Here is a 21,132-nt window from a genome sequence, read left to right as displayed (position 1 = left end):
CGTTCGATCAGCCGCGCGCGATAACGGCAGCGTCAGCTTCGACCTTTTCGGCCGCTTTCTGGCGGATCAGCTTTTCCAGCTCGTCCACCAGATTGTCATTCGTCAGCTTCTGCGACGGCTTGCCGTCGATGTAAATCAGGTTGGGCGTGCCGCCGGTCAAGCCGATATGGGCTTCCTTGGCTTCGCCGGGGCCGTTGACCACGCAACCGATGACCGCGACATCCAGCGGCACCAGCAGGTCTTCAAGGCGCCCTTCCAGCTCGTTCATGGTTTTCACCACATCGAAGTTCTGCCGCGAGCAGCTCGGGCAGGCGATGAAGTTGATGCCACGGGAACGCAGATGCAAAGACTTGAGAATGTCGTAACCGACCTTCACTTCCTCGACCGGGTCGGCCGCCAGCGAGATGCGGATAGTATCGCCAATCCCTTCGGCGAGCAGCATACCTAGGCCCACGGCGGATTTCACCGTGCCCGAACGCAAACCGCCAGCTTCGGTGATGCCCAAGTGCAGCGGCTGAACGATTTCTTTCGCCAGCAAGCGGTAGGCTTCGACGGCCATGAACACGTCAGAGGCTTTCACGCTGACCTTGAAGTCCTGGAAATTCAAGCGTTCGAGATGTTCAACGTGGCGCAGCGCGGATTCAACCAGCGCCGCCGGGGTCGGCTCGCCGTATTTCTTTTGCAGGTCTTTTTCCAGGGAACCGGCATTGACGCCGATGCGGATCGGAATACCGCGATCACGGGCCGCATCGACCACGGCACGCACACGATCTTCACGACCGATGTTGCCCGGATTGATACGCAGGCAATCCACACCCAGTTCGGCCACGCGCAAGGCGATTTTGTAGTCGAAGTGGATGTCAGCCACCAACGGCACTTTGACCAGTTGCTTGATCTTGCCGAACGCCTCGGCGGCGTCCATGTCCGGCACCGAGACGCGAACGATGTCGACGCCGGCGGCTTCCAGACGATTGATCTGCGCCACGGTCGCAGCGACATCATTGGTATCGCTGTTGGTCATGCTCTGCACAGCGATCGGCGCGTCGCCGCCCACCGGTACGTTGCCGACCCAGATCTTGCGCGATTCGCGACGTTTGATTGGAGATTCGCCGTGCATGACTTATTGACCCAACTTCAGGCGAGCAGTCTCGCCACTGGTGAACGGAGCGATATCGACCGGTTGGCCGTTGTAGCTGACCTGTGCTGCGCGGGCAACGCCCAGACGCACATTGAGCGGCGGTTTGCCGGAAACGGTCACGCTGTCGCCTTTATGCTTCAGACCACTGAAAATCACTTTGCCACGGCCATCGGTCACCTGTGCCCAGCAATCGCCGGTGAACTGCAATTGCACCTGGCCTTCGCCGGCAACCGGAGCAGCTGCTTCAGCGCTTGGCGCTTGGGCGACCGGCGCGGTCGGGGCAGGTGTCGCTGGGACATTCGGCGCTGGAGTGGCCGGAGCCGCCACCACTGGCGCAGGCGTCTGTGCCGGTGCGCTTGGCGCAACTGCCGGGGCAGCCGGCTCGGCTGCTGGCGCAGCAGATTCGGCGCCGGTGGATTCAGCACTGGTTTCCGACTGCGGCAAGGCCAGCGATGTCGAATTGTCAGCCTGATTTTCGGCGACAGCCTGGTCTTCCGGCTCGTCGATCGGGTGGATCTGCGTGGTGCCGTCAGCGCCTTCGACTTCGACGTGTTCCGGTGCGAGGCTGGTCAGATCGCGGGTGCGCTGCGAGGTTTGATCCTGCCACCAGACGAATCCGCCGCCGATGACCGCGATCAGCAGCAACAGGCTGACGATACGCAAAATGGTGTGGGAAACCCGCACCGGCTCTTCGATACGACCGAGGGCGTGAACGTTGCTGCCCTGGGAGTCGGTGCCAGTGGACTGGTCGAATTGCTGAACCAGAACGGTCTGGTCCATGCCGAGCAATTTGGCATAGGCGCGAATGTAACCGCGAGCGAAGGTATGCCCCGGCAGCTTGTCGAAAGCGCCGGCTTCAAGATTGCTCAGGGATGTCACGGTGAGGTTGAGCTTGAGGGCCACTTCGGCCAGCGACCAGCCATTGCTTTCGCGGGCCTGGCGCAGGGTCTCACCGGGATTTACGCGATTCGCTGCTACAACTTCGGGATGCGCCGCTTTCATCATTGCTCCGACAGGTATTGCTGATATTCCGGCGTACCGGGATAGAGTCGTTTTAATTGCAGACCGTAACTGGCTGCCTTGTCGCGATCTTCAAACACTTTTGCCAGCCGAACGCCGAGCAATAGACTACGTGCATTTTGTTCGGTGAGCTGGCTGAAACGGTCGTAATAGTCACGCGCGGGCACATAATGCCTGTCTTCGAAGGACAACTCAGCCATTTCCAGCAATGCGCGTGGTTGTTGGCGATTCAGGCGCAGGGCTTTTTCCAGCTGTTGCTGGGCCAGATCACGCTGGCCAAGCTTGGCGGCGGTCATGCCGAGATTTTCGAAGACCCGCGAGCGCTCAGGATACAGGGTATCGGCGGCCGCTTGTTCAAAACGCTCGTAGGCTTCCTTGTAGCGCTGTTCTTCGTAGAGGAAACTGCCGTAGTTGTTGAGGATGCGCGCATCGGCGGGACGTGAGGACAGGGCCTTGCGAAAGTGCTCGTCGGCCAGTGCCGGCTCCATTTCCGCCTGGAACACCAGACCGAGGGCCGCATTGGCGTCGGGGTCGGAACCGTCCAGCTCCAGCGCTTTCTTCAATGGCACCTTGGCGCGCTCGGTCATGCCTTGCTGCAGATAGCCCAGCCCCAGCTGCACGTAGGCAGCCCGCGCTTCATCGCGGCCCTTGCTGGTCTTCATCGGGTTGTAGTCACCCGACAGGACACAACCAGCACACAGGCTGGCCAACAGCAACAGCAGCGCAAAGCGCAGGGACATAGAGATCCTCTCTTAGTTAGTGTTCGCGGCGTTCTGTGCCAGATCGCTGTCGGCGCTCAACTCGCGCACGGCGATGTAACGTTCGCTGCGACGGGTGCGATCCAGCACCTGCCCTACCAATTGACCACATGCGGCATCGATGTCTTCACCACGGGTGGTGCGCACGGTGACGTTGAAACCGGCCTGATGCAACTGATCCTGGAAGCGGCGGATGGCATTGTTGCTCGGCCGCTCGTACCCGGAGTGCGGGAACGGGTTGAACGGGATCAGGTTGATCTTGCACGGGATATCTTTAAGCAACTCGATCATTTCCACCGCGTGCTCAAGCTTGTCGTTGACGTCCTTGAGCAAGGTGTACTCGATGGTCAGCACACGTTTCTCGCCAAGGGCGGACATGTAGCGCTGGCACGACTCGAGCAGCATCTTAAGCGGATATTTCTTGTTGATCGGCACCAATTGGTTACGCAATGCGTCATTCGGTGCGTGCAGGGACAACGCCAGGGATACGTCGATGTGCTTGGCCAGCTCATCGATCATCGGCACCACACCCGAGGTGGACAGGGTCACGCGGCGCTTGGAGATCCCGTAGCCGAGGTCATCCATCATTAGATGCATGGCGGCGACGACGTTGTCGAAGTTCAGCAACGGCTCGCCCATGCCCATCATCACCACGTTGGTGATCGCACGGTCGACGGTGGCCGGGACGCTGCCGAAAGATTTGTTGGCAATCCACACCTGACCGATGACTTCGGCGGCGGTGAGGTTGCTGTTGAAGCCTTGCTTGCCGGTGGAGCAGAAACTGCAATCCAGGGCGCAGCCTGCCTGGGACGAAACGCACAAGGTGCCGCGTTTGCCCTGGGGAATGTACACGGTCTCGACGCAGCTGCCGGACGCCACGCGCACCACCCATTTACGGGTGCCGTCGCTGGAGATGTCCTCGCTGACCACTTCCGGACCACGCACTTCAGCAATGGCCTTGAGCTTGTCGCGCAAGGCTTTGCTGACGTTCGTCATGGCGTCGAAATCATCGACGCCAAAGTGGTGAATCCATTTCATTACCTGACCGGCACGGAAACGCTTCTCCCCGATTGAGTCGAAGAATTTTTCCATTTCCGGCTGGGTCAGACCCAGCAGGTTTGTTTTAACAGTCGATGTAGTCATGGATTCACCTTCACTCTGCAAGCAATGCTTAGCGAGTGGTTACTTCAGTAGCTGCGAAGAAGTAAGCGATTTCGCGAGCGGCAGCAGCTTCGGAGTCCGAACCGTGAACGGCGTTGGCGTCGATCGATTCAGCGAAGTCAGCACGGATGGTGCCGGCAGCAGCTTCTTTAGGGTTGGTAGCGCCCATCAGCTCACGGTTGCGAGCGATAGCGTTTTCACCTTCCAGAACCTGAACGACAACCGGACCGGAAGTCATGAAAGCAACCAGGTCACCGAAGAAACCGCGCTCGCTGTGCTCAGCGTAGAAGCCTTCGGCTTCGGCTTTGGACAGTTGCTTCAGTTTCGAAGCTACAACGCGCAGGCCAGCGTCTTCGAAGCGAGTGGTGATCTTGCCGATCACGTTTTTAGCAACGGCGTCAGGCTTGATGATGGAGAAAGTACGTTGAACAGCCATGGTGTAACTCCAGAAACAGTAATTTGCGAAAAATTAAACCCGCGAATTATACGCGGGTTCTTGGGTATTGCCTAACCTGCGAGACGATCAGTCCAATTCTGCGGCCCAGAGCTCCTGAACCGCTTCGAGCACCTTCTCGCCGACCCGGCCGGAAGTAGCGTCGAAGTCAGGCAGTTCAAGAATCATCTGCTGCAAACGGACAAAACCTACAGAGTACGGGTCGAGTCCCTCGTGGGCCTCGGCCAGCTCTTCTGCAATGCGTTGAACATCATTCCAACCGTAGCTCATGACAGTCTTACCAGTCAGTGCGGCGCTTCGGCCGCATGGTTAAGCGAATATTTCGGAATCTCGACGGTGAGGTCTTCCTCACCGACGATGGCCTGGCAAGCCAGACGCGATTGCGCCTCAAGGCCCCAGGCACGGTCGAGGAAGTCTTCTTCCAGCTCGTCGGCCTCTTCCAGCGAGTCGAAACCTTCGCGGATGATGCAGTGGCACGTGGTGCAGGCGCAGACGCCGCCGCACGCGCTTTCCATCTCGATATGGTGTTCGTGGGCCAGTTCGAGAATCGATGTGCCGGGCGCAGCCTCGACCACCATGCCTTCAGGGCAGAACTTCTCGTGGGGCAGAAAAATGACCTGCGGCATCAGATATCCTCGATTTCATTCAGGTTGCGCCCCGACAGAGCGGCTTTCACCGTCAGATCCATGCGGCGGGCAGCAAAAGCATCGGTCACTTGCGACAGACGTTTGGTCTGCTGCTCGATGGCGTAACCATCGGTACCTTTCATCAGTTCGGCCAGTTCCTGCATTTGCAGTTCGATGACCATGCGCTCTTCGGCGTCGAGCAGACGCTCGCCATCGGCCTCCAGCGCGCCCTGCACTGCTTCGAGCAGGCGCTGGGCATCGACTTGCTGCTCACGCAGAACGCGGGCGACCTTGTCGTCATTGGCATGCTGGAACGAATCTTTGAGCATCTTGGCGATTTCGCCATCGGTCAGACCATAGGAAGGTTTGACCTGAATGCTCGCTTCAACGCCCGATCCCAATTCACGGGCAGACACGCTGAGCAGACCGTCGGCGTCGACCTGGAAGGTCACGCGAATTTTCGCCGCGCCCGCCACCATTGCCGGAATGCCACGCAATTCGAACCGTGCCAGAGAGCGACAATCGCTGATCAGCTCGCGCTCACCCTGCAACACGTGGATCGCCATGGCCGACTGGCCGTCTTTATAGGTGGTGAAATCCTGAGCGCGGGCGACGGGAATGGTAGTGTTGCGCGGAATCACCTTTTCCATCAGACCGCCCATGGTTTCCAAACCAAGGGAAAGCGGAATCACATCGAGCAGCAGCAGTTCGCCGCCATCGCGCTTGTTGCCAGCCAGGGTGTCAGCCTGGATCGCGGCACCGATGGCCACCACTTGATCCGGGTCGATTTCCGTCAATGGTTGACGACCGAAGGCTTCGGCAACGGCTTCGCGAACGCGCGGCACACGGGTCGAACCGCCGACCATGACCACAGCGTGGACGTCTTCCAGTTCAATACCGGAATCGCGAACGGCGCGGCGGCAGGCTTTCAGGCTGCGCGCGACCATCGGTTCGATCAGCGCATCGAAGGCTTCACGGGTCAACTGGGCTTTCCAGTCGCCGTAAGCCACTTCAACGCTGGCGGCGTCGGTCAAAGCTTCTTTGGCCGCACAGGCAGTTTGCAGCAGATTGCGCTGTGCGCCCGGATCGAGATCGGCGGACAGGCCAGCGCTCTCGATGATCCAGCCGGCAATCGCGTGATCGAAATCATCGCCGCCCAGCGCGCTGTCGCCGCCAGTGGCCAGAACTTCAAAGACGCCGCCGGTCAGACGCAGAATGGAGATATCGAAAGTACCACCGCCCAGGTCATAAATCGCCACCAGACCTTCAGCGTGCTGATCCAGACCGTAAGCCACCGCAGCCGCAGTCGGCTCGTTGAGCAGACGCAACACGTTAAGACCAGCGAGCTTGGCCGCATCTTTGGTGGCCTGACGCTGCGCATCGTCGAAGTAGGCAGGAACGGTGATCACCGCGCCAACCAGCTCGCCACCCAAGGTCGCCTCAGCGCGCTGACGCAGGACCTTGAGGATATCGGCGGAGACTTCAACCGGGCTTTTCGGGCCTTGCACGGTATCGATGAACGGCATGTGCGATTCGCCGCCGACAAAGCGATACGGCAACTGCTCGCCCAATTGCTTGACGTCGGACAGACCACGACCCATCAAGCGCTTGACCGAGAGCACGGTGTTCAGGGGATCGGAGGCTGCTGCCAGCTTGGCGGACTCACCGACTTCGACGCGGTCGGCGTGATAACGCACGGCGGACGGCAGGATGACCTGCCCGTTGGCGTCGGCCAGCGGTTCGGAAAGACCACTGCGCAGCGCAGCGACCAGCGAATTGGTAGTACCCAAGTCGATGCCCACAGCCAGGCGACGCTGGTGCGGTTGAGGACTTTGGCCGGGTTCGGCGATCTGCAGTAGAGCCATGGTGATCAGGTCTTGTCTGTCTGTCAGCGTGCAATCAGGGCAGCACTGGGTTAATCGTCGAGGCGCTCTTCCAGCTGGCGCACTTCGTAGGTGAGCTTGTCGAGGAACTGCATGCGCCGCATCAGGCGTTCGGCCTGCTCGCGTTGCGCTGCATCATCCCAACAGGCTGCGAAGCTTTCGTTGAGCTGCTCCTGAGCCGCCTTCAAGCGACGCTTGAACACGGCAACACCGTCGAGGTCGGCGCTGTCCTGCAGATCTTCGAGCTCTTCGCGCCATTGCATCTGCTGCAGAAGGAATTCGGGATCGTGGACAGTGACTTCCATCGCCACTTCATGCCCGCTGATTTTCAGCAGGTAGCGTGCGCGCTGGGCCGGGCTCTTGAGCGTCTGGTAGGCGTCGTTGAGCCGCGCCGATTGCTCGAGCGCCGAGCGCTGCTCGCGTTCGGATGCATCGGCAAAACGGTCAGGATGGACGCCGCGCGCCAACTCACGGTAGCGCGTGGCCAACTGCTCGAGATCCAGGCGGAAGCTCGGTTGCAGCTCGAATAAAGCGAAATGACAAGGAATACCCACGACCAGCCTCAGATGTTGAAGCTTTCGCCGCAGCCACATTCACCGCGCACGTTGGGGTTGTTGAACTTGAAGCCTTCGTTCAACCCTTCCTTGACGAAGTCGAGCTCGGTGCCGTCCAGGTAGGCCAGGCTTTTCGGGTCGATGATCACTTTTTCGCCGTGACTCTCGAACACCTGATCTTCCGCCACTACCTCGTCGACAAACTCCAGCACGTAGGCAAGGCCGGAACAGCCTGTGGTGCGAACACCCAGACGAATCCCTTCACCTTTGCCGCGCCCGTCGAGGGAGCGCCGCACGTGTCGAGCAGCCGCTTCTGTCATGCTGATAGCCATCGTTGACTCCTTACTCGTCGCCGAATCTTGAAATTCAGATCAAGCCTTTCTTCTGCTTGTAGTCGCGAACTGCCGCTTTGATAGCGTCTTCTGCGAGCACGGAGCAGTGGATTTTCACTGGCGGCAGGGCCAGTTCTTCGGCCAGCTGAGTGTTCTTGATGGTTTCGGCTTCGTCCAGGGTCTTGCCCTTCATCCACTCGGTGGCGAGGGAGCTGGAGGCGATTGCCGAACCGCAACCGTAGGTCTTGAACTTGGCGTCTTCGATAACGCCCTGATCGTTGACCTTGATCTGCAGACGCATCACGTCGCCGCACGCCGGAGCGCCGACCATGCCGGTGCCGACATCAGGATCTTCCGCGTTCATCTTGCCGACGTTGCGCGGGTTTTCGTAGTGGTCGATGACCTTTTCGCTGTAAGCCATGATTCTCAATCCTCACTCATCAGGGCCGCTCTTGAGACCCTGCAACTGCGCTGCGTTAACGCCGCGTCGCTACAGGATCTGTATCCGGCGGCTTCTATAGTTAGTGTGCCGCCCACTCGATTTTCGAGATATCGACGCCGTCTTTGTACATGTCCCACAGCGGCGACAGAGCGCGCAGCTTGGTAACGGCCTCGCAGACTTTCTGCGCGGCGTAGTCGATTTCTTCTTCGGTGGTGAAACGGCCGAAGGTAAAGCGGATCGAGCTGTGTGCCAGTTCGTCGTTGCGGCCCAGGGCGCGCAGTACGTACGAAGGCTCCAGCGAAGCCGAGGTGCAGGCCGAACCGGACGATACCGCCAGATCCTTGAGCGCCATGATCAGCGACTCGCCTTCAACGTAGTTGAAGCTCAGGTTCAGGTTGTGCGGAACGCGGGCGGTCAGGCTGCCGTTGACGTACAGCTCTTCCAGATGCTCGACCTGCTTGTAGAAGCGATCGCTCAAGGCTTTGATGCGCACGTTTTCAGCGGCCATGTCTTCCTTGGCTACGCGGAACGCTTCGCCCATGCCGACGATCTGGTGGGTCGCCAGGGTGCCGGAACGCATGCCACGCTCGTGACCGCCGCCGTGCATGGTCGCTTCGATGCGCACACGCGGCTTGCGGCTGACGTACAGCGCGCCGATGCCTTTAGGGCCATAAGTCTTGTGGGCGGAGAACGACATCATGTCGACTTTCAGCTTCTGCAGATCGATTTCGACCTTGCCGGTGGACTGAGCCGCGTCGACATGGAACAGCACGCCTTTGGCGCGCAGCATCTCGCCGATTGCAGCGATGTCGTTGATGGTGCCGATTTCGTTGTTGACGTGCATCACCGACACCAGAATGGTGTCTTCGCGCAGTGCAGCATCGATCATTGCCGGGGTGATCAGACCGTCTTCGGTCGGCTCGAGGTAAGTCACTTCGAAGCCTTCACGCTCCAGCTGGCGCATGGTGTCGAGGACAGCCTTGTGCTCGATCTTGCTGGTGATCAGGTGCTTGCCTTTGGAGGCGTAGAAATGTGCCGCGCCCTTGATCGCCAGGTTGTCGGATTCGGTGGCACCGGAGGTCCAGACGATTTCGCGCGGGTCGGCATTGACCAGATCGGCCACTTGACGACGAGCGTTTTCGACGGACTCTTCAGCCTTCCAGCCGAACACGTGGGAGCGGGACGCCGGGTTACCGAAGTTTCCGTCGACCAGCAGGCATTCACTCATTTTCTGCGCAACGCGCGGATCAACCGGGGTGGTTGCAGAGTAATCAAGGTAAATCGGCAATTTCATGGACTATCTCCTAAATCAGGGCTGGCGTGCCGCGGGTAGCTCTTCGGCTGTCATTCGACGGCGGACGCTTCAATCTTGTCCAGGCGTGGCGCCTTGCTGCTGCAACGGCGCTGGTCCTGACGCTGGGCCACTTCTTGTACCTCACGGCGAGTCACAAGGTCGGCCAAGCTGATACCGCTCAGAAATTCGTGAATCTGCAGGCTCAAATCGCACCACAGATGATGGGTCAGGCAGGTATCGCCGGAATGGCAATCGCCCTGGCCCTGGCACTTGGTGGCATCGACCGATTCGTTCACCGCATCGATCACCTGGGCGACCTGGATGCCCTGCATGTCGCGGGACAACTGGTAGCCACCACCCGGACCGCGAACGCTGGAAACCAGGTTGCTGCGGCGCAGCTTGGCGAACAGCTGTTCGAGGTAGGACAGGGAGATGCCTTGGCGCTCGGAGATATCGGCCAGAGACACCGGCCCGTGCTGCGCGTGCAACGCCAGGTCAAGCATGGCGGTCACGGCGTATCGGCCTTTTGTAGTCAGTCGCATGGACAGTTACCACGGAGTTCGGAATGGGCGGGAGTATGCAATTCCCGAGCATTTAAGTCAACTATAAGACCTAGTGCTTTAGTCGGGTTTACCCGCAAAAGAGCGCGCGCACTATAGCAAAGACGGGGCGCGGACAGCCAGCGCAACCGCGTGATCGTTCTTCGCGAGCAGGCTCGCTCCCACATTGGAATGCATTGCTCTTGTGGGAGCGAGCCTGCTCGCGAAAAGCAGCGCCGCAGTTCAGCCGGCTTTCGATTCGTCCTTGCCCTTGACGCAAGCGAAGTCTTCTTCACGCAGCTCAGGCAGATCTTTCGCACAGTAATTGCTGCCCAGATCCTTCAGCGCGCCGCACATGCCTTCCAGGCGCCCATCCACCGCTTGCAGATGGTCGAGCAACTGGCCGATGGCGCGGGCCACCGGGTCGGGCATGTCTTCGCTGACACCGTAGGCGTCGAAACCGATCTTTTCCGCCATGGCTTTGCGCTTGGCGTCCTGCTCTTCGTCGCTCTTGACGATGATCCGCCCCGGAATCCCCACCACCGTGGCGCCCGGCGGCACTTCCTTGGTGACCACAGCGTTGGAGCCGACTTTGGCGCCGGCACCCACCATGAACGGACCGAGAACCTTGGCCCCGGCACCGACTACAACGCCGTCTCCGAGAGTCGGGTGGCGCTTGCCTTTGTTCCAGCTGGTGCCGCCGAGGGTCACGCCTTGATAGATGGTGACGTCGTCGCCGATCTCGGCGGTTTCACCAATAACGATGCCCATGCCGTGGTCAATGAAGAACCGCCGACCGACCTTGGCGCCCGGATGAATCTCGATCCCGGTCAGCCAGCGACCGAAGTTCGACACCAGTCGCGCCAGCCATTTCAACTCATTGCGCCAGAGCATTCCGGCGAGGCGATGAATCCAGATCGCATGCATGCCGGGGTAGCAGGTCAGGACTTCAAAAGCGTTACGCGCCGCCGGGTCTCGATGGAATACGCTCTGGATATCTTCACGCAAACGCTCAAACATCATTTAATCCTTCCGCTTTAGAAGCTCGCCACGGGCCGCTTTCTGGGTTTCCGTGAGGATGCCACGCAAAATATTCATTTCCGCCCGGCTGACCGAGCTGCGTCCGTACAACCGGCGCAGGCGCGCCATCAAGTGGCGTGGCTTTTCCGGGTCGAGGAATTCGATGGCAACCAGCGTCTGCTCCAGGTGCTCATAGAATCGCTCCAGCTCATCCATGGTCGCCAGCTCGGCGCTTTTCACCGAGGCCACTTCTTCTTTCTCGACCTTGCTCGGCTGACCCTGTGCGGCCAGCCAGGCCATGCGCACTTCATAGCTCAATACCTGCACCGCCGCCCCGAGGTTCAGCGAACTGAACGCCGGGTCGGAAGGGATGTGCACGTGAAAATGACATCGCTGCAGCTCTTCGTTGGTCAGGCCGGAATCTTCACGGCCGAACACCAAAGCAATCTCGGCGCCCTGCCCGGCTTCCTCGACCACTTTGTTGCCGCATTCGCGCGGATCGAGCAGGGGCCAGGGAATGCGCCGGTCGCGGGCGCTGGTGCCGAGCACCAGATTGCAGCCGACCAGAGCATCTTCCAAGGTGGCGACGATTTGCGCGTTTTCAAGGATGTCACCAGCACCGGAGGCGCGGGCGTCGGCCTCGTGGTGCGGGAAGACCCGCGGTTCGACCAGCACCAGTCGCGACAGACCCATGTTTTTCATGGCGCGCGCGGCCCCGCCGATGTTGCCGGGGTGACTGGTGTTGACCAGGACGACACGAATGTTCTGCAGCAAGGGAGGCGCTCTCGGACACAGGAAAGGGGGGCAAATCTTACAGAACAGCCTACCGTTAAGCTATGAAAGCGAACAGCGTCCTTCACCTGAAGAAAAGTTCTGATAGAATGCGCGGCTTTCTTTAACAACCTTAGGTGACACATCCATGCAGCCCATGCTGAATATCGCGCTGCGCGCCGCCCGCAGCGCCAGTGAACTGATCTTCCGCTCCATCGAGCGCCTGGATACCATCAAGGTCGACGAAAAAGACGCCAAGGATTACGTATCCGAGGTCGATCGCGCCGCTGAACAGAAAATCATCGATGCCCTGCGCAAGGCTTACCCGAATCACTCGATTCAGGGTGAAGAAACCGGCCTGCACGCTGGCACCGGCATCGAAGGCGAAGAGTACCTGTGGATCATCGATCCGCTGGACGGCACCACCAACTTCCTCCGTGGCATTCCGCACTTTGCAGTGAGCATTGCCTGCAAATATCGTGGTCGCCTGGAACACGCAGTGGTTCTGGACCCGGTCCGCCAGGAAGAATTCACCGCCAGCCGTGGTCGCGGCGCTCAACTGAACGGTCGTCGTCTGCGCGTAAGCGGTCGCACCAGCCTCGACGGCGCCCTGCTCGGCACTGGCTTCCCGTTCCGCGACGATCAGATGGACAACCTCGACAACTACCTGGGCATGTTCCGCGCTCTGGTTGGCCAGACTGCCGGCATCCGCCGCGCCGGTTCGGCGAGCCTGGACCTGGCTTACGTGGCTGCCGGTCGTTTCGATGCGTTCTGGGAATCGGGCTTGTCCGAGTGGGACATGGCGGCAGGCGCCCTGCTGATTCAAGAAGCCGGCGGCCTGGTGAGCGACTTCACCGGTGGTCACGACTTCCTTGAGAAAGGCCACATCGTTGCTGGCAACACCAAATGCTTCAAGGCAGTGCTGACGGCGATCCAGCCGCACCTGCCGGCCTCGCTGAAGCGCTAAGCTTTCCGCGAAACCAGAAAGCACCCTCCGGGGTGCTTTTTTTATGCCTGCAATTCCAAACAGCACAATTCCCCGTGGGAGCGAGCCTGCTCGCGAATGGGCGCGCCAGCAAAGGAACTATCAACTGTTGGACCGCATTCGCGAGCAGGCTCGCTCCCACAGGTGAGAATCGCGCGCTGCCCTGAATCGCGGGTATAAAAAAAGCACCCCGCAGGGTGCTTCTTTTCACAACCGTAAATCCTTACTGAGCCGGCTCATTCTGCGACAGGATCAGCTTGCCTTCCTTGTCGACCGGAATCTGGTTGCCCGGATCGCGATCCATCCGCACTTTGCCTTCCTTGCCATCAAGCGAGTAACGCACGTCGTAACCGACGACCTTGTCGCTGATGTCATTGACCGTGTTGCAGCGGGTTTGCGTGGTGGTGTAGGTGTCACGCTCCTGCATGCCCTCCTGCACCTTGTTGCCCGCATAACCGCCACCGACCGCACCGGCCACCGTGGCAATCTTCTTGCCGTTACCGCCGCCAATCTGGTTGCCCAGCAAACCACCGGCCAGCGCGCCGACCACGGTACCGGCGATCTGGTGTTGATCTTTTACCGGTGCCTGACGGGTCACCGTTACATCCTTGCATACTTCACGTGGAGTCTTGATCTGTGTCTTGACCGGCTCAACGGCTAATACTTGCGCATACTCAGGGCCGCTTTTAACCAGGCTGTAGGTGGCAACAGCACCCCCGGCTGTGACACCGACAGCACCCAATACCGCACCAACCAGCAACGACTTGTTCACATGAACCTCCTGACCATCACATGCGGGACGCGCCCGCGCTTCTCCCAGCCTTGGAGCACAAAAAAAGGCGCGAGTTCAACTCGCGCCTTTTGTTGGCTGACAGCCGGGAAATCGCTGACCGTTATGGACGATCGTCGACTTCCTTGTCGGTGTTGGCCGGAGGAATCAGATCCTCGGTGGTCAGGTTCAGCCAGATCAGCACCACGTTGGCGATGTAGATCGACGAGTAGGTACCCGCCAGTACACCGATGAACAGTGCGATGGAGAAGCCGAACAGGTTGTCGCCACCGAAGAACAGCAGCGCCGCGATCGCCAGCAGAGTGGAGATCGACGTCGCCATGGTGCGCAGCAGGGTCTGGGTGGTCGAGATGTTGATGTTCTCGATCAGCGTCGCCTTGCGCAGCACGCGGAAGTTCTCACGCACCCGGTCGAAGACCACGATGGTGTCGTTCAGCGAGTAACCGATGATCGCCAGCACTGCCGCCAGCACTGTCAGATCGAAGGTGATCTGGAAGTACGAGAGGATACCCACGGTCACGATCACGTCGTGGATCAGCGACACAATGGCGCCGACCGCGAACTTCCACTGAAAGCGGAACGCCAGGTAGATCAGGATGCCGCCGAGCGCCAGCAGCATGCCGAGGCCGCCCTGGTCGCGCAGCTCTTCACCGACCTGCGGACCGACGAACTCGACACGCTTGACCGTCGCCGGGTTGTCACCGCCGACCTTTTGAAGCGCTTCCGCTACTTGATGGCCCAACTGCGGGTCTTCACCCGGCATGCGCACCAGCAGATCGGTGGTCGCACCGAAGTTCTGCACCACGGCTTCGTGATAACCGGAAGTCGCCAGTTGCTCGCGCACCTTGGTGACGTCGGCCGGACGCTCGTAGGTCAGCTCGATGAGCGTACCGCCGGTGAAGTCCAGGCCCCAGTTCATGCCCTTGGTGGCGACACTGAACAAGGCAATGACGGTAAGCAGCAATGTGACGCCGAACGCGAAGTTGCGAACGCCCATGAAGTTGATTGTACGTAACATGGCAGCCCCTTAAATCCACAACTTCTTGAAGTCACGTCCGCCAAAAATCAGGTTGACCATTGCGCGGGTCACCATGATGGCCGTGAACATCGAGGTAAAGATCCCGAGGGACATCGTCACTGCGAACCCCTTCACCGGGCCGGTGCCCATGGCGAAGAGAATGCCGCCGACCAGCAAGGTGGTCAGGTTGGCGTCGAGAATCGCGGTGAATGCCCGGCCGAAGCCTTCGTTGATTGCCCGCTGCACAGTCATGCCGGCGGCGATCTCTTCACGAATCCGCGAGAAGATCAGTACGTTAGCGTCGACCGCCATACCCATCGTCAGGACGATACCGGCGATACCCGGCAGGGTCAGCGTGGCGCCCAGCAAGGACATCAACGCCAGCAGCAGCACCATGTTCACCGCCAGAGCGACGGTGGCGATGACGCCGAAGAAGCGGTAGATGGCGATGATGAACAGCGATACGAACAGCATGCCCCACAGGGAAGCATCGATACCTTTGGTGATGTTGTCAGCACCCAGGCTCGGACCGATTGTGCGCTCTTCAGCGAAGTACATCGGTGCAGCCAGACCACCGGCACGCAGCAGCAGCGCCAGTTCGGACGACTCGCCCTGACCGTTCAGGCCAGTGATGCGGAATTGCGCACCCAGCGGCGACTGAATGGTCGCCAGGCTGATGATCTTCTTCTCTTCCTTGAACGTCTGCACCGCAACGTCTTTCTCGACGCCATCAACCACTTGCTTGGTGTAAGTGGTGACCGGACGCTGTTCGATGAAGATCACCGCCATGCTGCGACCGACGTTGGAACGGGTCGCGCGGCTCATCAGCTCGCCACCATGACCATCCAGACGGATGTTCACTTCAGGCGTGCCGTGCTCGCCGAAACCGGCCTTGGCGTCGGTGACCTGGTCACCGGTGATGATCAGGCCACGCTCGATCTGCGCTGGCGGACGGTTGCCTTCGCGGAATTCGAACGATTCGGAAGTGGCTTTCGAAGCGCCCGGCTCGGCGGCCAGACGGAACTCAAGGTTGGCCGTCTTGCCGAGAATACGCTTGGCTTCGGCAGTGTCCTGCACGCCCGGCAGCTCAACCACGATGCGGTTGGCGCCCTGACGCTGCACGATCGGTTCGGCAACACCCAGCTCGTTGACGCGGTTACGTACCGTGGTCAGGTTCTGCTTGATGGAGTATTCACGGATTTCCGCCAGCTTGGCCGGGGTCATCGCCAGACGCAGCACCGGTTGACCGTTGAGGTCGGCCGGAACAATGTCGAAATCGTTGAAATTCTTGCGGATCAGCGCACGGGCCTGTTCGCGGGAGTCTTCATCGCTGAAGCCCAACTGAATGGCACCGCCCAGTTGCGGCAGGCTGCGATAGCGCAGCTTCTCTTTGCGCAGCAGGCTCTTGACGTCGCCCTCGTAGACTTTCAGGCGCGCATCGAGGGCTTTGTCCATGTCCACTTCGAGCAGGAAGTGCACACCACCGGACAAGTCCAGACCCAGCTTCATCGGGTGCGCACCGAGGTTGCGCAGCCATTGCGGGGTGGTCTGTGCCAGGTTCAGCGCGACGACGTAGTCATCACCCAATGCCTTGCGTACAACGTCCTTGGCCGGCAGCTGATCTTCAGCCTTGCTCAGACGGATCAGACCGCCCTTGCCGCCCGCCGTCAGCGTAGCCGCCTTGACGTTGATGCCGGACTCTTTCAGCGCTGTGCTGACGCGAGCCAGATCGGCGTCATTGACCTGCAGAGCCGTGCTGGCGCCGCTGATCTGAATGGCCGGGTCATCGGGGTAAAGATTGGGAGCGGAATAAATCAGACCGATCGCCAGCACCGCCAGGATCAGAATGTATTTCCACAGAGGGTATTTGTTCAGCATCACGCCGCCCGTTATGAACGCGGGGCGCCTTGCGCGCCCCGTCGATTGAGTAGAAGTTGTTGCTCTTAGATCGCTTTCAGCGTGCCTTTTGGCAGCGTGGCGGCGATGGCGCCTTTCTGGAACTTCATTTCCACGGTGTCGGACACTTCCAGAACCACGAAGTCATCGGCAACCTTGGTGATCTTGCCGGCGATGCCGCCAGTGGTCACGACTTCGTCGCCCTTCTGCAGGCTGCTCAGCAGGTTCTTCTGCTCTTTGGCGCGCTTGGCCTGTGGACGCCAGATCATCAGGTAGAAGATGACCAGGAAGCCGACCAGGAAAATCCACTCGAAGCCGCCGCCCATTGGGCTTGCAGCAGCCGGTGCAGCTGCGTCAGCCATGGCGTTAGAGATAAAAAAGCTCATTTAGCACTCCAGTTGCAAATGTTGAATCTTGGGGTCAGAAAACTCAGTCCAAAGGCGGAACGGGAAGTCCGCGTTTGGTGTAGAAGGCATCGACAAAGGCGGCCAATGTACCCTGTTGAATAGCCTCGCGCAAACCAGCCATCAGCACCTGATAATGGCGCAAGTTATGGATGGTATTGAGCATGCTGCCGAGCATTTCGCCGCACTTGTCCAGGTGATGCAGATAAGCGCGCGAGAAGTTCTGGCAGGTGTAGCAATCGCAGGTCGGATCCAGCGGCGATTCATCGTGGCGATGGAACGCGTTACGGATCTTCAGCACACCGGTATCGATGAACAGATGCCCATTGCGGGCATTACGGGTTGGCATCACGCAATCGAACATGTCCACCCCGCGGCGCACACCCTCAACCAGATCTTCCGGTTTGCCAACGCCCATAAGGTAACGAGGTTTGTCAGCGGGCATCTGGCCCGGCAGATAATCCAGCACCTTGATCATTTCGTGCTTCGGTTCGCCCACCGACAGACCGCCGATGGCGAGGCCGTCGAAGCCGATCTTGTCGAGGCCTTCGAGCGAGCGCATGCGCAGGTTTTCATGCATGCCGCCCTGGACGATGCCGAACAGCGCCGCGGTGTTGTCGCCGTGGGCATTCTTCGAACGCTGCGCCCAGCGCAGCGACAGCTCCATCGATACCCGCGCGACGTCTTCGTCAGCCGGATACGGCGTGCATTCGTCGAAGATCATCACAATGTCGGAACCGAGATCGCGCTGCACCTGCATCGACTCTTCCGGGCCCATGAACACTTTGGCGCCGTCGACCGGAGAAGCGAAGGTCACGCCCTCCTCCTTGATCTTGCGCATCGCGCCGAGGCTGAACACCTGGAAGCCGCCGGAGTCGGTGAGGATCGGGCCTTTCCACTGCATGAAATCGTGCAGGTCGCCATGTTCCTTGATCACTTGAGTGCCGGGACGCAACCACAGGTGAAAGGTGTTGCCCAGAATGATTTCCGCGCCAGTGGCGACGATGTCGCGCGGCAGCATGCCCTTGACCGTGCCGTAGGTGCCGACCGGCATGAACGCCGGGGTCTCGACGGTGCCACGGGGGAAGGTCAGGCGACCACGACGAGCCTTGCCATCGGTGGCCAGCAGCTCAAAGGACATTCGACATTCGCGACTCATTCTGTTTCCTCTGGGCCTGTCTGTTCAGGGGCAGTTGGAGCGGGATTGCGGGTGATGAACATCGCATCCCCGTAACTGAAAAAGCGGTAGCCGTTTTCCACGGCGGCCTTGTAGGCAGCCATGGTTTCGGGATAACCGGCAAACGCGGAAACCAGCATCAACAGCGTGGATTCCGGCAAATGGAAATTGGTCACTAGGGCATCGACCACATGAAACGGCCGGCCCGGATAGATAAAGATGTCGGTGTCGCCACTGAACGGCTTGAGCACACCATCGCGCGCCGCGCTCTCCAGCGAACGCACGCTGGTGGTGCCGACCGCAATCACCCGACCGCCACGCGCACGGCACGCCGCCACCGCATCGACCACATCCTGGCCGACTTCCAGCCACTCGCTGTGCATGTGGTGATCTTCGATCTTCTCGACACGCACCGGCTGAAACGTCCCCGCGCCCACATGCAACGTCACGAACGCAGTCTCGACGCCCTTGGCGGCAATCGCCTGCATCAGCGGCTCGTCGAAATGCAGCCCCGCCGTCGGCGCCGCCACCGCGCCCAGGCGCTGGGCATACACGGTCTGATAACGCTCGCGATCCGAGCCTTCATCCGGGCGGTCTATATAAGGAGGCAACGGCATGTGCCCGACGCGGTCGAGCAACGGCAAGACTTCCTCGGCAAAACCCAGCTCGAACAGCGCATCATGACGCGCGAGCATCTCGGCTTCGCCACCGCCGTCGATAAGGATCTTCGAACCCGGCTTCGGCGACTTGCTGGAGCGCACATGGGCCAGCACGCGGTGCGCATCGAGCACGCGCTCGATGAGAATTTCCAGCTTGCCGCCGGACGCTTTCTGCCCGAACAGCCGCGCCGGAATCACCCGGGTATTGTTGAACACCATCAAATCGCCCGGGCGCAAATGCTCAAGCAAATCAGTGAATTGACGGTGTGCCAGGGCGCCGCTCGGCCCATCAAGGGTCAGCAGGCGACTACCGCGACGCTCGGCCAACGGATGGCGGGCGATCAGCGAATCAGGAAGCTCGAAAGTAAAGTCAGCAACGCGCATGATGGGGTTCGTCTAGCAGGGCCGGAAAGTCTAGCGGAAATATCAAAAATTGACCATGAAACGTGATTGACCAACGGTATTCACCTCTCTATACTTCGCCGCCATTGAGCCCTGATGGCGGAATTGGTAGACGCGGCGGATTCAAAATCCGTTTTCGAAAGGAGTGGGAGTTCGAGTCTCCCTCGGGGCACCACATAGCAGTATCTGAGAGTCTCTACCAGCCTCTCAGACCCAGAGAAACCGGCCACTTGGCCGGTTTTTTTGTGTCTGCCTGTTTACCCTTGTCTCCCCTTATCCGTTGTATCCCTGTATCCCTCCTTGTATCCTGAGAAAAATACCGAACTTTGGGATACAAGGATGAAGCGCGCAGACATCAAGCGCCGCCCTCTCGCTGACACGACACTTGCGGGATTGGAGCCGGAATCAAAGGAATACCGAGAGCTGGATGGGAACGGCTTATATTTCCGGGTCAAACCGGATGGGGGCAAGTCATGGCAACTCCGGTACAAGCGGCCTGCAGGTAACTGGGCATGGATGGGCCTCGGCGGCTATCCAGAAGTCAGCGGCGCACTTGCCCGCGAAAAGGCAGTCGATCTACGAAAGGTTGTCAGTAGCGGTGCCGACCCTCTTGAACGAAAGCGCTCGGCAAAAGCCGCAATCGATGCAGCTCGAACTCGAACCTTTAGAGCGGCTGCGGAAGCTTGGCTGAAGGCAAAGGAGGAAAAAGGTCTCGCCCCCTCCACCCTCAATAAAATCCGCACCTATCTCGACAAGGACATTCTTCCAGCGCTTGGTGATAAACCTCTGGACGAAATAACCCGAACCGATTGTGCAAATCTCCAGGCCTCCCTCGAAGCTCGGGAGGCACATAACGTTGCTGAAAAATGTCGGACATGGGTCAATCAGATCTTCGGCAGAGCAATCGGCTTGGGACTTACAGAAAACGATCCCGGTAGCCGTCTACGCGACATCGCGGCTCAAGCGCCGAAGACTCAACAACATCCTCATCTCCTAGAGCCCGAACTCGGCGAGTTTCTCACCGCCTTGACGAATACCCCCAGCAGACTCACCGCCCGAACGGCGGCATGGCTTTGCATATGGACAGCCTCAAGGCCGGGAATGGTTCGTTTAGCGGAGTGGAAGGAGTTTGATCTCGATAAAGCTCTGTGGACTACACCTGCATCGAAGATGAAGATGCGCCGAGATTTCGTGTGTCCCCTTCCGCGCCAAGCACTGGTCGCACTTAGAGAGCTGCACGCTTTAACCGGGCGCAGCCGCTGGCTATTTCCTGGGGTTGGTGCAAAGAATCCGACTATAAGTGAGAACACGATCAATAAGGTATTCGCGACCATAGGCTACAAAGGACGTCTTGTTGGTCACGGCACACGGCACACGGCGAGCACACTGCTCCGCGAACACGGATGGCCAAAGGAACATGTCGAGGCGCAATTGGCCCACAAAGAAGAGGGCATCTCAGGGGTCTACAACAAAGCTCAGTACCTCGAGCAACGAACAGCCATGATGCAGTGGTATGCCGATCACCTGGAGAAATTGCAGAATGGGAACGTCGTGTCGGGCCAGCTCAGAGAAGCCATCTGAACATGCGAATCCTGAATCCTCAAACACGCGGTGTTCCATGTGTTCCATGTGTTCCATGTGTTCCGAAACTGGTGAAAGCCATTAATTTCGGGGCTTTCAACGATGGAACACAAATAGCGCTCAGCTGGAACACATGGTCGATGGCACACAAAAGGTGTTCCAAAGACGGCAGCACTTCGAAGCAGCATCTCCCCAACCTCACTGGCGGTCTTCTAGCCTCGCCGGGCG

At 59.5% G+C, this 21,132-nt stretch carries 23 protein-coding genes and 1 tRNA gene; 3 read left to right on the top strand and 21 right to left on the bottom strand.

Annotated features, from left to right (window positions below):
* Positions 1-7: 7 nt before the first annotated feature.
* The 15 genes from ispG to trmJ form a co-directional block, all read right to left on the bottom strand.
* The gene (gene ispG, locus D8U71_RS16565; protein WP_016773332.1) at positions 8-1,117 is read right to left on the bottom strand and encodes a flavodoxin-dependent (E)-4-hydroxy-3-methylbut-2-enyl-diphosphate synthase; all 1,110 of its coding nucleotides are present in this window, start codon (positions 1,115-1,117) and stop codon (positions 8-10) included.
* Between the two features lie 3 nt (positions 1,118-1,120).
* A complete protein-coding gene (locus tag D8U71_RS16560; protein WP_130888233.1) occupies positions 1,121-2,140 on the bottom strand; it encodes a RodZ family helix-turn-helix domain-containing protein in 1,020 nt (339 codons plus the stop codon).
* Positions 2,140-2,898 carry a type IV pilus biogenesis/stability protein PilW gene (gene pilW, locus D8U71_RS16555; RefSeq protein WP_016773330.1) on the bottom strand — a complete coding sequence of 253 codons (759 nt, stop codon included), beginning with the start codon at positions 2,896-2,898 and terminating at the stop codon, positions 2,140-2,142. Before pilW ends, D8U71_RS16560 begins: the two co-directional genes overlap by 1 nt.
* Before the next feature lie 12 nt (positions 2,899-2,910).
* A complete protein-coding gene (rlmN, locus tag D8U71_RS16550; protein ID WP_024014215.1) occupies positions 2,911-4,059 on the bottom strand; it encodes a 23S rRNA (adenine(2503)-C(2))-methyltransferase RlmN in 1,149 nt (382 codons plus the stop codon).
* A 28-nt stretch (positions 4,060-4,087) separates the two neighbouring features.
* On the bottom strand, positions 4,088-4,513 hold the full coding sequence (ndk, locus tag D8U71_RS16545) for a nucleoside-diphosphate kinase (protein ID WP_024014216.1): 426 nt from the start codon (positions 4,511-4,513) through the stop codon (positions 4,088-4,090).
* Positions 4,514-4,600: 87 nt separating this feature from the next.
* A complete protein-coding gene (iscX, locus tag D8U71_RS16540) occupies positions 4,601-4,801 on the bottom strand; it encodes a Fe-S cluster assembly protein IscX (protein WP_016773328.1) in 201 nt (66 codons plus the stop codon).
* Between the two features lie 14 nt (positions 4,802-4,815).
* Positions 4,816-5,157 (bottom strand): ISC system 2Fe-2S type ferredoxin, encoded by a 342-nt coding sequence (fdx, locus tag D8U71_RS16535; RefSeq protein ID WP_016773327.1) that lies wholly within the window; start codon positions 5,155-5,157, stop codon positions 4,816-4,818.
* Positions 5,157-7,022, bottom strand: coding sequence for a Fe-S protein assembly chaperone HscA (gene hscA / locus D8U71_RS16530; protein WP_073473310.1), 1,866 nt, complete (start codon positions 7,020-7,022; stop codon positions 5,157-5,159). Before hscA ends, fdx begins: the two co-directional genes overlap by 1 nt.
* Before the next feature lie 50 nt (positions 7,023-7,072).
* Positions 7,073-7,594, bottom strand: a complete 522-nt coding sequence (gene hscB / locus D8U71_RS16525; protein ID WP_130888232.1) for a co-chaperone HscB — start codon at positions 7,592-7,594, stop codon at positions 7,073-7,075.
* Between the two features lie 8 nt (positions 7,595-7,602).
* Complete coding sequence (gene iscA, locus D8U71_RS16520; protein WP_003227904.1) at positions 7,603-7,926, bottom strand: iron-sulfur cluster assembly protein IscA; 324 nt, start codon at positions 7,924-7,926, stop codon at positions 7,603-7,605.
* Positions 7,927-7,960: 34 nt separating this feature from the next.
* A complete protein-coding gene (gene iscU, locus D8U71_RS16515) occupies positions 7,961-8,347 on the bottom strand; it encodes a Fe-S cluster assembly scaffold IscU (protein ID WP_003227907.1) in 387 nt (128 codons plus the stop codon).
* Positions 8,348-8,447: 100 nt separating this feature from the next.
* The gene (locus D8U71_RS16510; RefSeq protein ID WP_016773324.1) at positions 8,448-9,662 is read right to left on the bottom strand and encodes an IscS subfamily cysteine desulfurase; all 1,215 of its coding nucleotides are present in this window, start codon (positions 9,660-9,662) and stop codon (positions 8,448-8,450) included.
* A 50-nt stretch (positions 9,663-9,712) separates the two neighbouring features.
* The gene (gene iscR / locus D8U71_RS16505; protein ID WP_016773323.1) at positions 9,713-10,204 is read right to left on the bottom strand and encodes a Fe-S cluster assembly transcriptional regulator IscR; all 492 of its coding nucleotides are present in this window, start codon (positions 10,202-10,204) and stop codon (positions 9,713-9,715) included.
* A 240-nt stretch (positions 10,205-10,444) separates the two neighbouring features.
* Positions 10,445-11,221: a serine O-acetyltransferase gene (gene cysE / locus D8U71_RS16500; RefSeq protein ID WP_130888231.1), complete on the bottom strand. Its 777-nt coding sequence runs from the start codon at positions 11,219-11,221 to the stop codon at positions 10,445-10,447.
* Positions 11,222-11,224: 3 nt separating this feature from the next.
* Positions 11,225-11,995: a tRNA (cytosine(32)/uridine(32)-2'-O)-methyltransferase TrmJ gene (gene trmJ / locus D8U71_RS16495; protein WP_130888230.1), complete on the bottom strand. Its 771-nt coding sequence runs from the start codon at positions 11,993-11,995 to the stop codon at positions 11,225-11,227.
* A gap of 145 nt (positions 11,996-12,140) precedes the next feature.
* On the opposite strand from trmJ, the gene suhB reads away from it, so the two are divergent.
* Entirely contained in the window at positions 12,141-12,959 is an 819-nt protein-coding gene (gene suhB, locus D8U71_RS16490; protein WP_016773320.1) for an inositol-phosphate phosphatase, read from the top strand.
* A gap of 241 nt (positions 12,960-13,200) precedes the next feature.
* On the opposite strand, the gene D8U71_RS16485 is transcribed toward suhB, so the two are convergent.
* The 6 genes from D8U71_RS16485 to queA form a co-directional block, all read right to left on the bottom strand.
* On the bottom strand, positions 13,201-13,749 hold the full coding sequence (locus D8U71_RS16485) for a glycine zipper 2TM domain-containing protein (RefSeq protein WP_130888229.1): 549 nt from the start codon (positions 13,747-13,749) through the stop codon (positions 13,201-13,203).
* A 121-nt stretch (positions 13,750-13,870) separates the two neighbouring features.
* Entirely contained in the window at positions 13,871-14,785 is a 915-nt protein-coding gene (gene secF / locus D8U71_RS16480) for a protein translocase subunit SecF (protein ID WP_016773319.1), read from the bottom strand.
* A 9-nt stretch (positions 14,786-14,794) separates the two neighbouring features.
* Positions 14,795-16,663 (bottom strand): protein translocase subunit SecD, encoded by a 1,869-nt coding sequence (gene secD / locus D8U71_RS16475; protein WP_016773318.1) that lies wholly within the window; start codon positions 16,661-16,663, stop codon positions 14,795-14,797.
* Between the two features lie 65 nt (positions 16,664-16,728).
* Positions 16,729-17,067 (bottom strand): preprotein translocase subunit YajC, encoded by a 339-nt coding sequence (gene yajC, locus D8U71_RS16470; RefSeq protein WP_016773317.1) that lies wholly within the window; start codon positions 17,065-17,067, stop codon positions 16,729-16,731.
* Between the two features lie 43 nt (positions 17,068-17,110).
* On the bottom strand, positions 17,111-18,226 hold the full coding sequence (gene tgt, locus D8U71_RS16465; RefSeq protein WP_177434918.1) for a tRNA guanosine(34) transglycosylase Tgt: 1,116 nt from the start codon (positions 18,224-18,226) through the stop codon (positions 17,111-17,113).
* Positions 18,227-18,240: 14 nt separating this feature from the next.
* The gene (gene queA, locus D8U71_RS16460) at positions 18,241-19,305 is read right to left on the bottom strand and encodes a tRNA preQ1(34) S-adenosylmethionine ribosyltransferase-isomerase QueA (RefSeq protein ID WP_016773315.1); all 1,065 of its coding nucleotides are present in this window, start codon (positions 19,303-19,305) and stop codon (positions 18,241-18,243) included.
* Positions 19,306-19,413: 108 nt separating this feature from the next.
* On the opposite strand from queA, the gene D8U71_RS16455 reads away from it, so the two are divergent.
* Positions 19,414-19,498, top strand: a tRNA-Leu gene (locus D8U71_RS16455).
* Between the two features lie 164 nt (positions 19,499-19,662).
* Positions 19,663-20,904: a tyrosine-type recombinase/integrase gene (locus D8U71_RS16450; RefSeq protein WP_130888227.1), complete on the top strand. Its 1,242-nt coding sequence runs from the start codon at positions 19,663-19,665 to the stop codon at positions 20,902-20,904.
* Positions 20,905-21,132 lie beyond the last annotated feature (228 nt).

Source organism: Pseudomonas sp. Sample_21, assembly GCF_004307525.1.
In the GTDB taxonomy this organism is placed as follows: Bacteria; Pseudomonadota; Gammaproteobacteria; order Pseudomonadales; family Pseudomonadaceae; genus Aquipseudomonas; species Aquipseudomonas atacamensis.
This window is presented reverse-complemented; position numbering and strand designations above follow the sequence as displayed.

Coding starts and splice junctions, on each gene's coding strand:
- suhB (WP_016773320.1), top strand. CDS start 12,141: ATGCAGCCCATGCTGAATATCGCGCTGCGCGCCGCCCGCAGCGCCAGT.
- secD (WP_016773318.1), bottom strand. CDS start 16,663: ATGCTGAACAAATACCCTCTGTGGAAATACATTCTGATCCTGGCGGTG.
- rlmN (WP_024014215.1), bottom strand. CDS start 4,059: ATGACTACATCGACTGTTAAAACAAACCTGCTGGGTCTGACCCAGCCG.
- yajC (WP_016773317.1), bottom strand. CDS start 17,067: ATGAGCTTTTTTATCTCTAACGCCATGGCTGACGCAGCTGCACCGGCT.
- tgt (WP_177434918.1), bottom strand. CDS start 18,226: ATGTCCTTTGAGCTGCTGGCCACCGATGGCAAGGCTCGTCGTGGTCGC.
- ndk (WP_024014216.1), bottom strand. CDS start 4,513: ATGGCTGTTCAACGTACTTTCTCCATCATCAAGCCTGACGCCGTTGCT.
- queA (WP_016773315.1), bottom strand. CDS start 19,305: ATGCGCGTTGCTGACTTTACTTTCGAGCTTCCTGATTCGCTGATCGCC.
- secF (WP_016773319.1), bottom strand. CDS start 14,785: ATGTTACGTACAATCAACTTCATGGGCGTTCGCAACTTCGCGTTCGGC.
- hscA (WP_073473310.1), bottom strand. CDS start 7,022: ATGGCTCTACTGCAGATCGCCGAACCCGGCCAAAGTCCTCAACCGCAC.
- cysE (WP_130888231.1), bottom strand. CDS start 11,221: ATGTTTGAGCGTTTGCGTGAAGATATCCAGAGCGTATTCCATCGAGAC.
- fdx (WP_016773327.1), bottom strand. CDS start 5,157: ATGCCGCAGGTCATTTTTCTGCCCCACGAGAAGTTCTGCCCTGAAGGC.
- iscA (WP_003227904.1), bottom strand. CDS start 7,926: ATGGCTATCAGCATGACAGAAGCGGCTGCTCGACACGTGCGGCGCTCC.
- D8U71_RS16450 (WP_130888227.1), top strand. CDS start 19,663: ATGAAGCGCGCAGACATCAAGCGCCGCCCTCTCGCTGACACGACACTT.
- iscR (WP_016773323.1), bottom strand. CDS start 10,204: ATGCGACTGACTACAAAAGGCCGATACGCCGTGACCGCCATGCTTGAC.
- iscU (WP_003227907.1), bottom strand. CDS start 8,347: ATGGCTTACAGCGAAAAGGTCATCGACCACTACGAAAACCCGCGCAAC.
- ispG (WP_016773332.1), bottom strand. CDS start 1,117: ATGCACGGCGAATCTCCAATCAAACGTCGCGAATCGCGCAAGATCTGG.
- iscX (WP_016773328.1), bottom strand. CDS start 4,801: ATGAGCTACGGTTGGAATGATGTTCAACGCATTGCAGAAGAGCTGGCC.
- D8U71_RS16510 (WP_016773324.1), bottom strand. CDS start 9,662: ATGAAATTGCCGATTTACCTTGATTACTCTGCAACCACCCCGGTTGAT.
- pilW (WP_016773330.1), bottom strand. CDS start 2,898: ATGTCCCTGCGCTTTGCGCTGCTGTTGCTGTTGGCCAGCCTGTGTGCT.
- D8U71_RS16560 (WP_130888233.1), bottom strand. CDS start 2,140: ATGAAAGCGGCGCATCCCGAAGTTGTAGCAGCGAATCGCGTAAATCCC.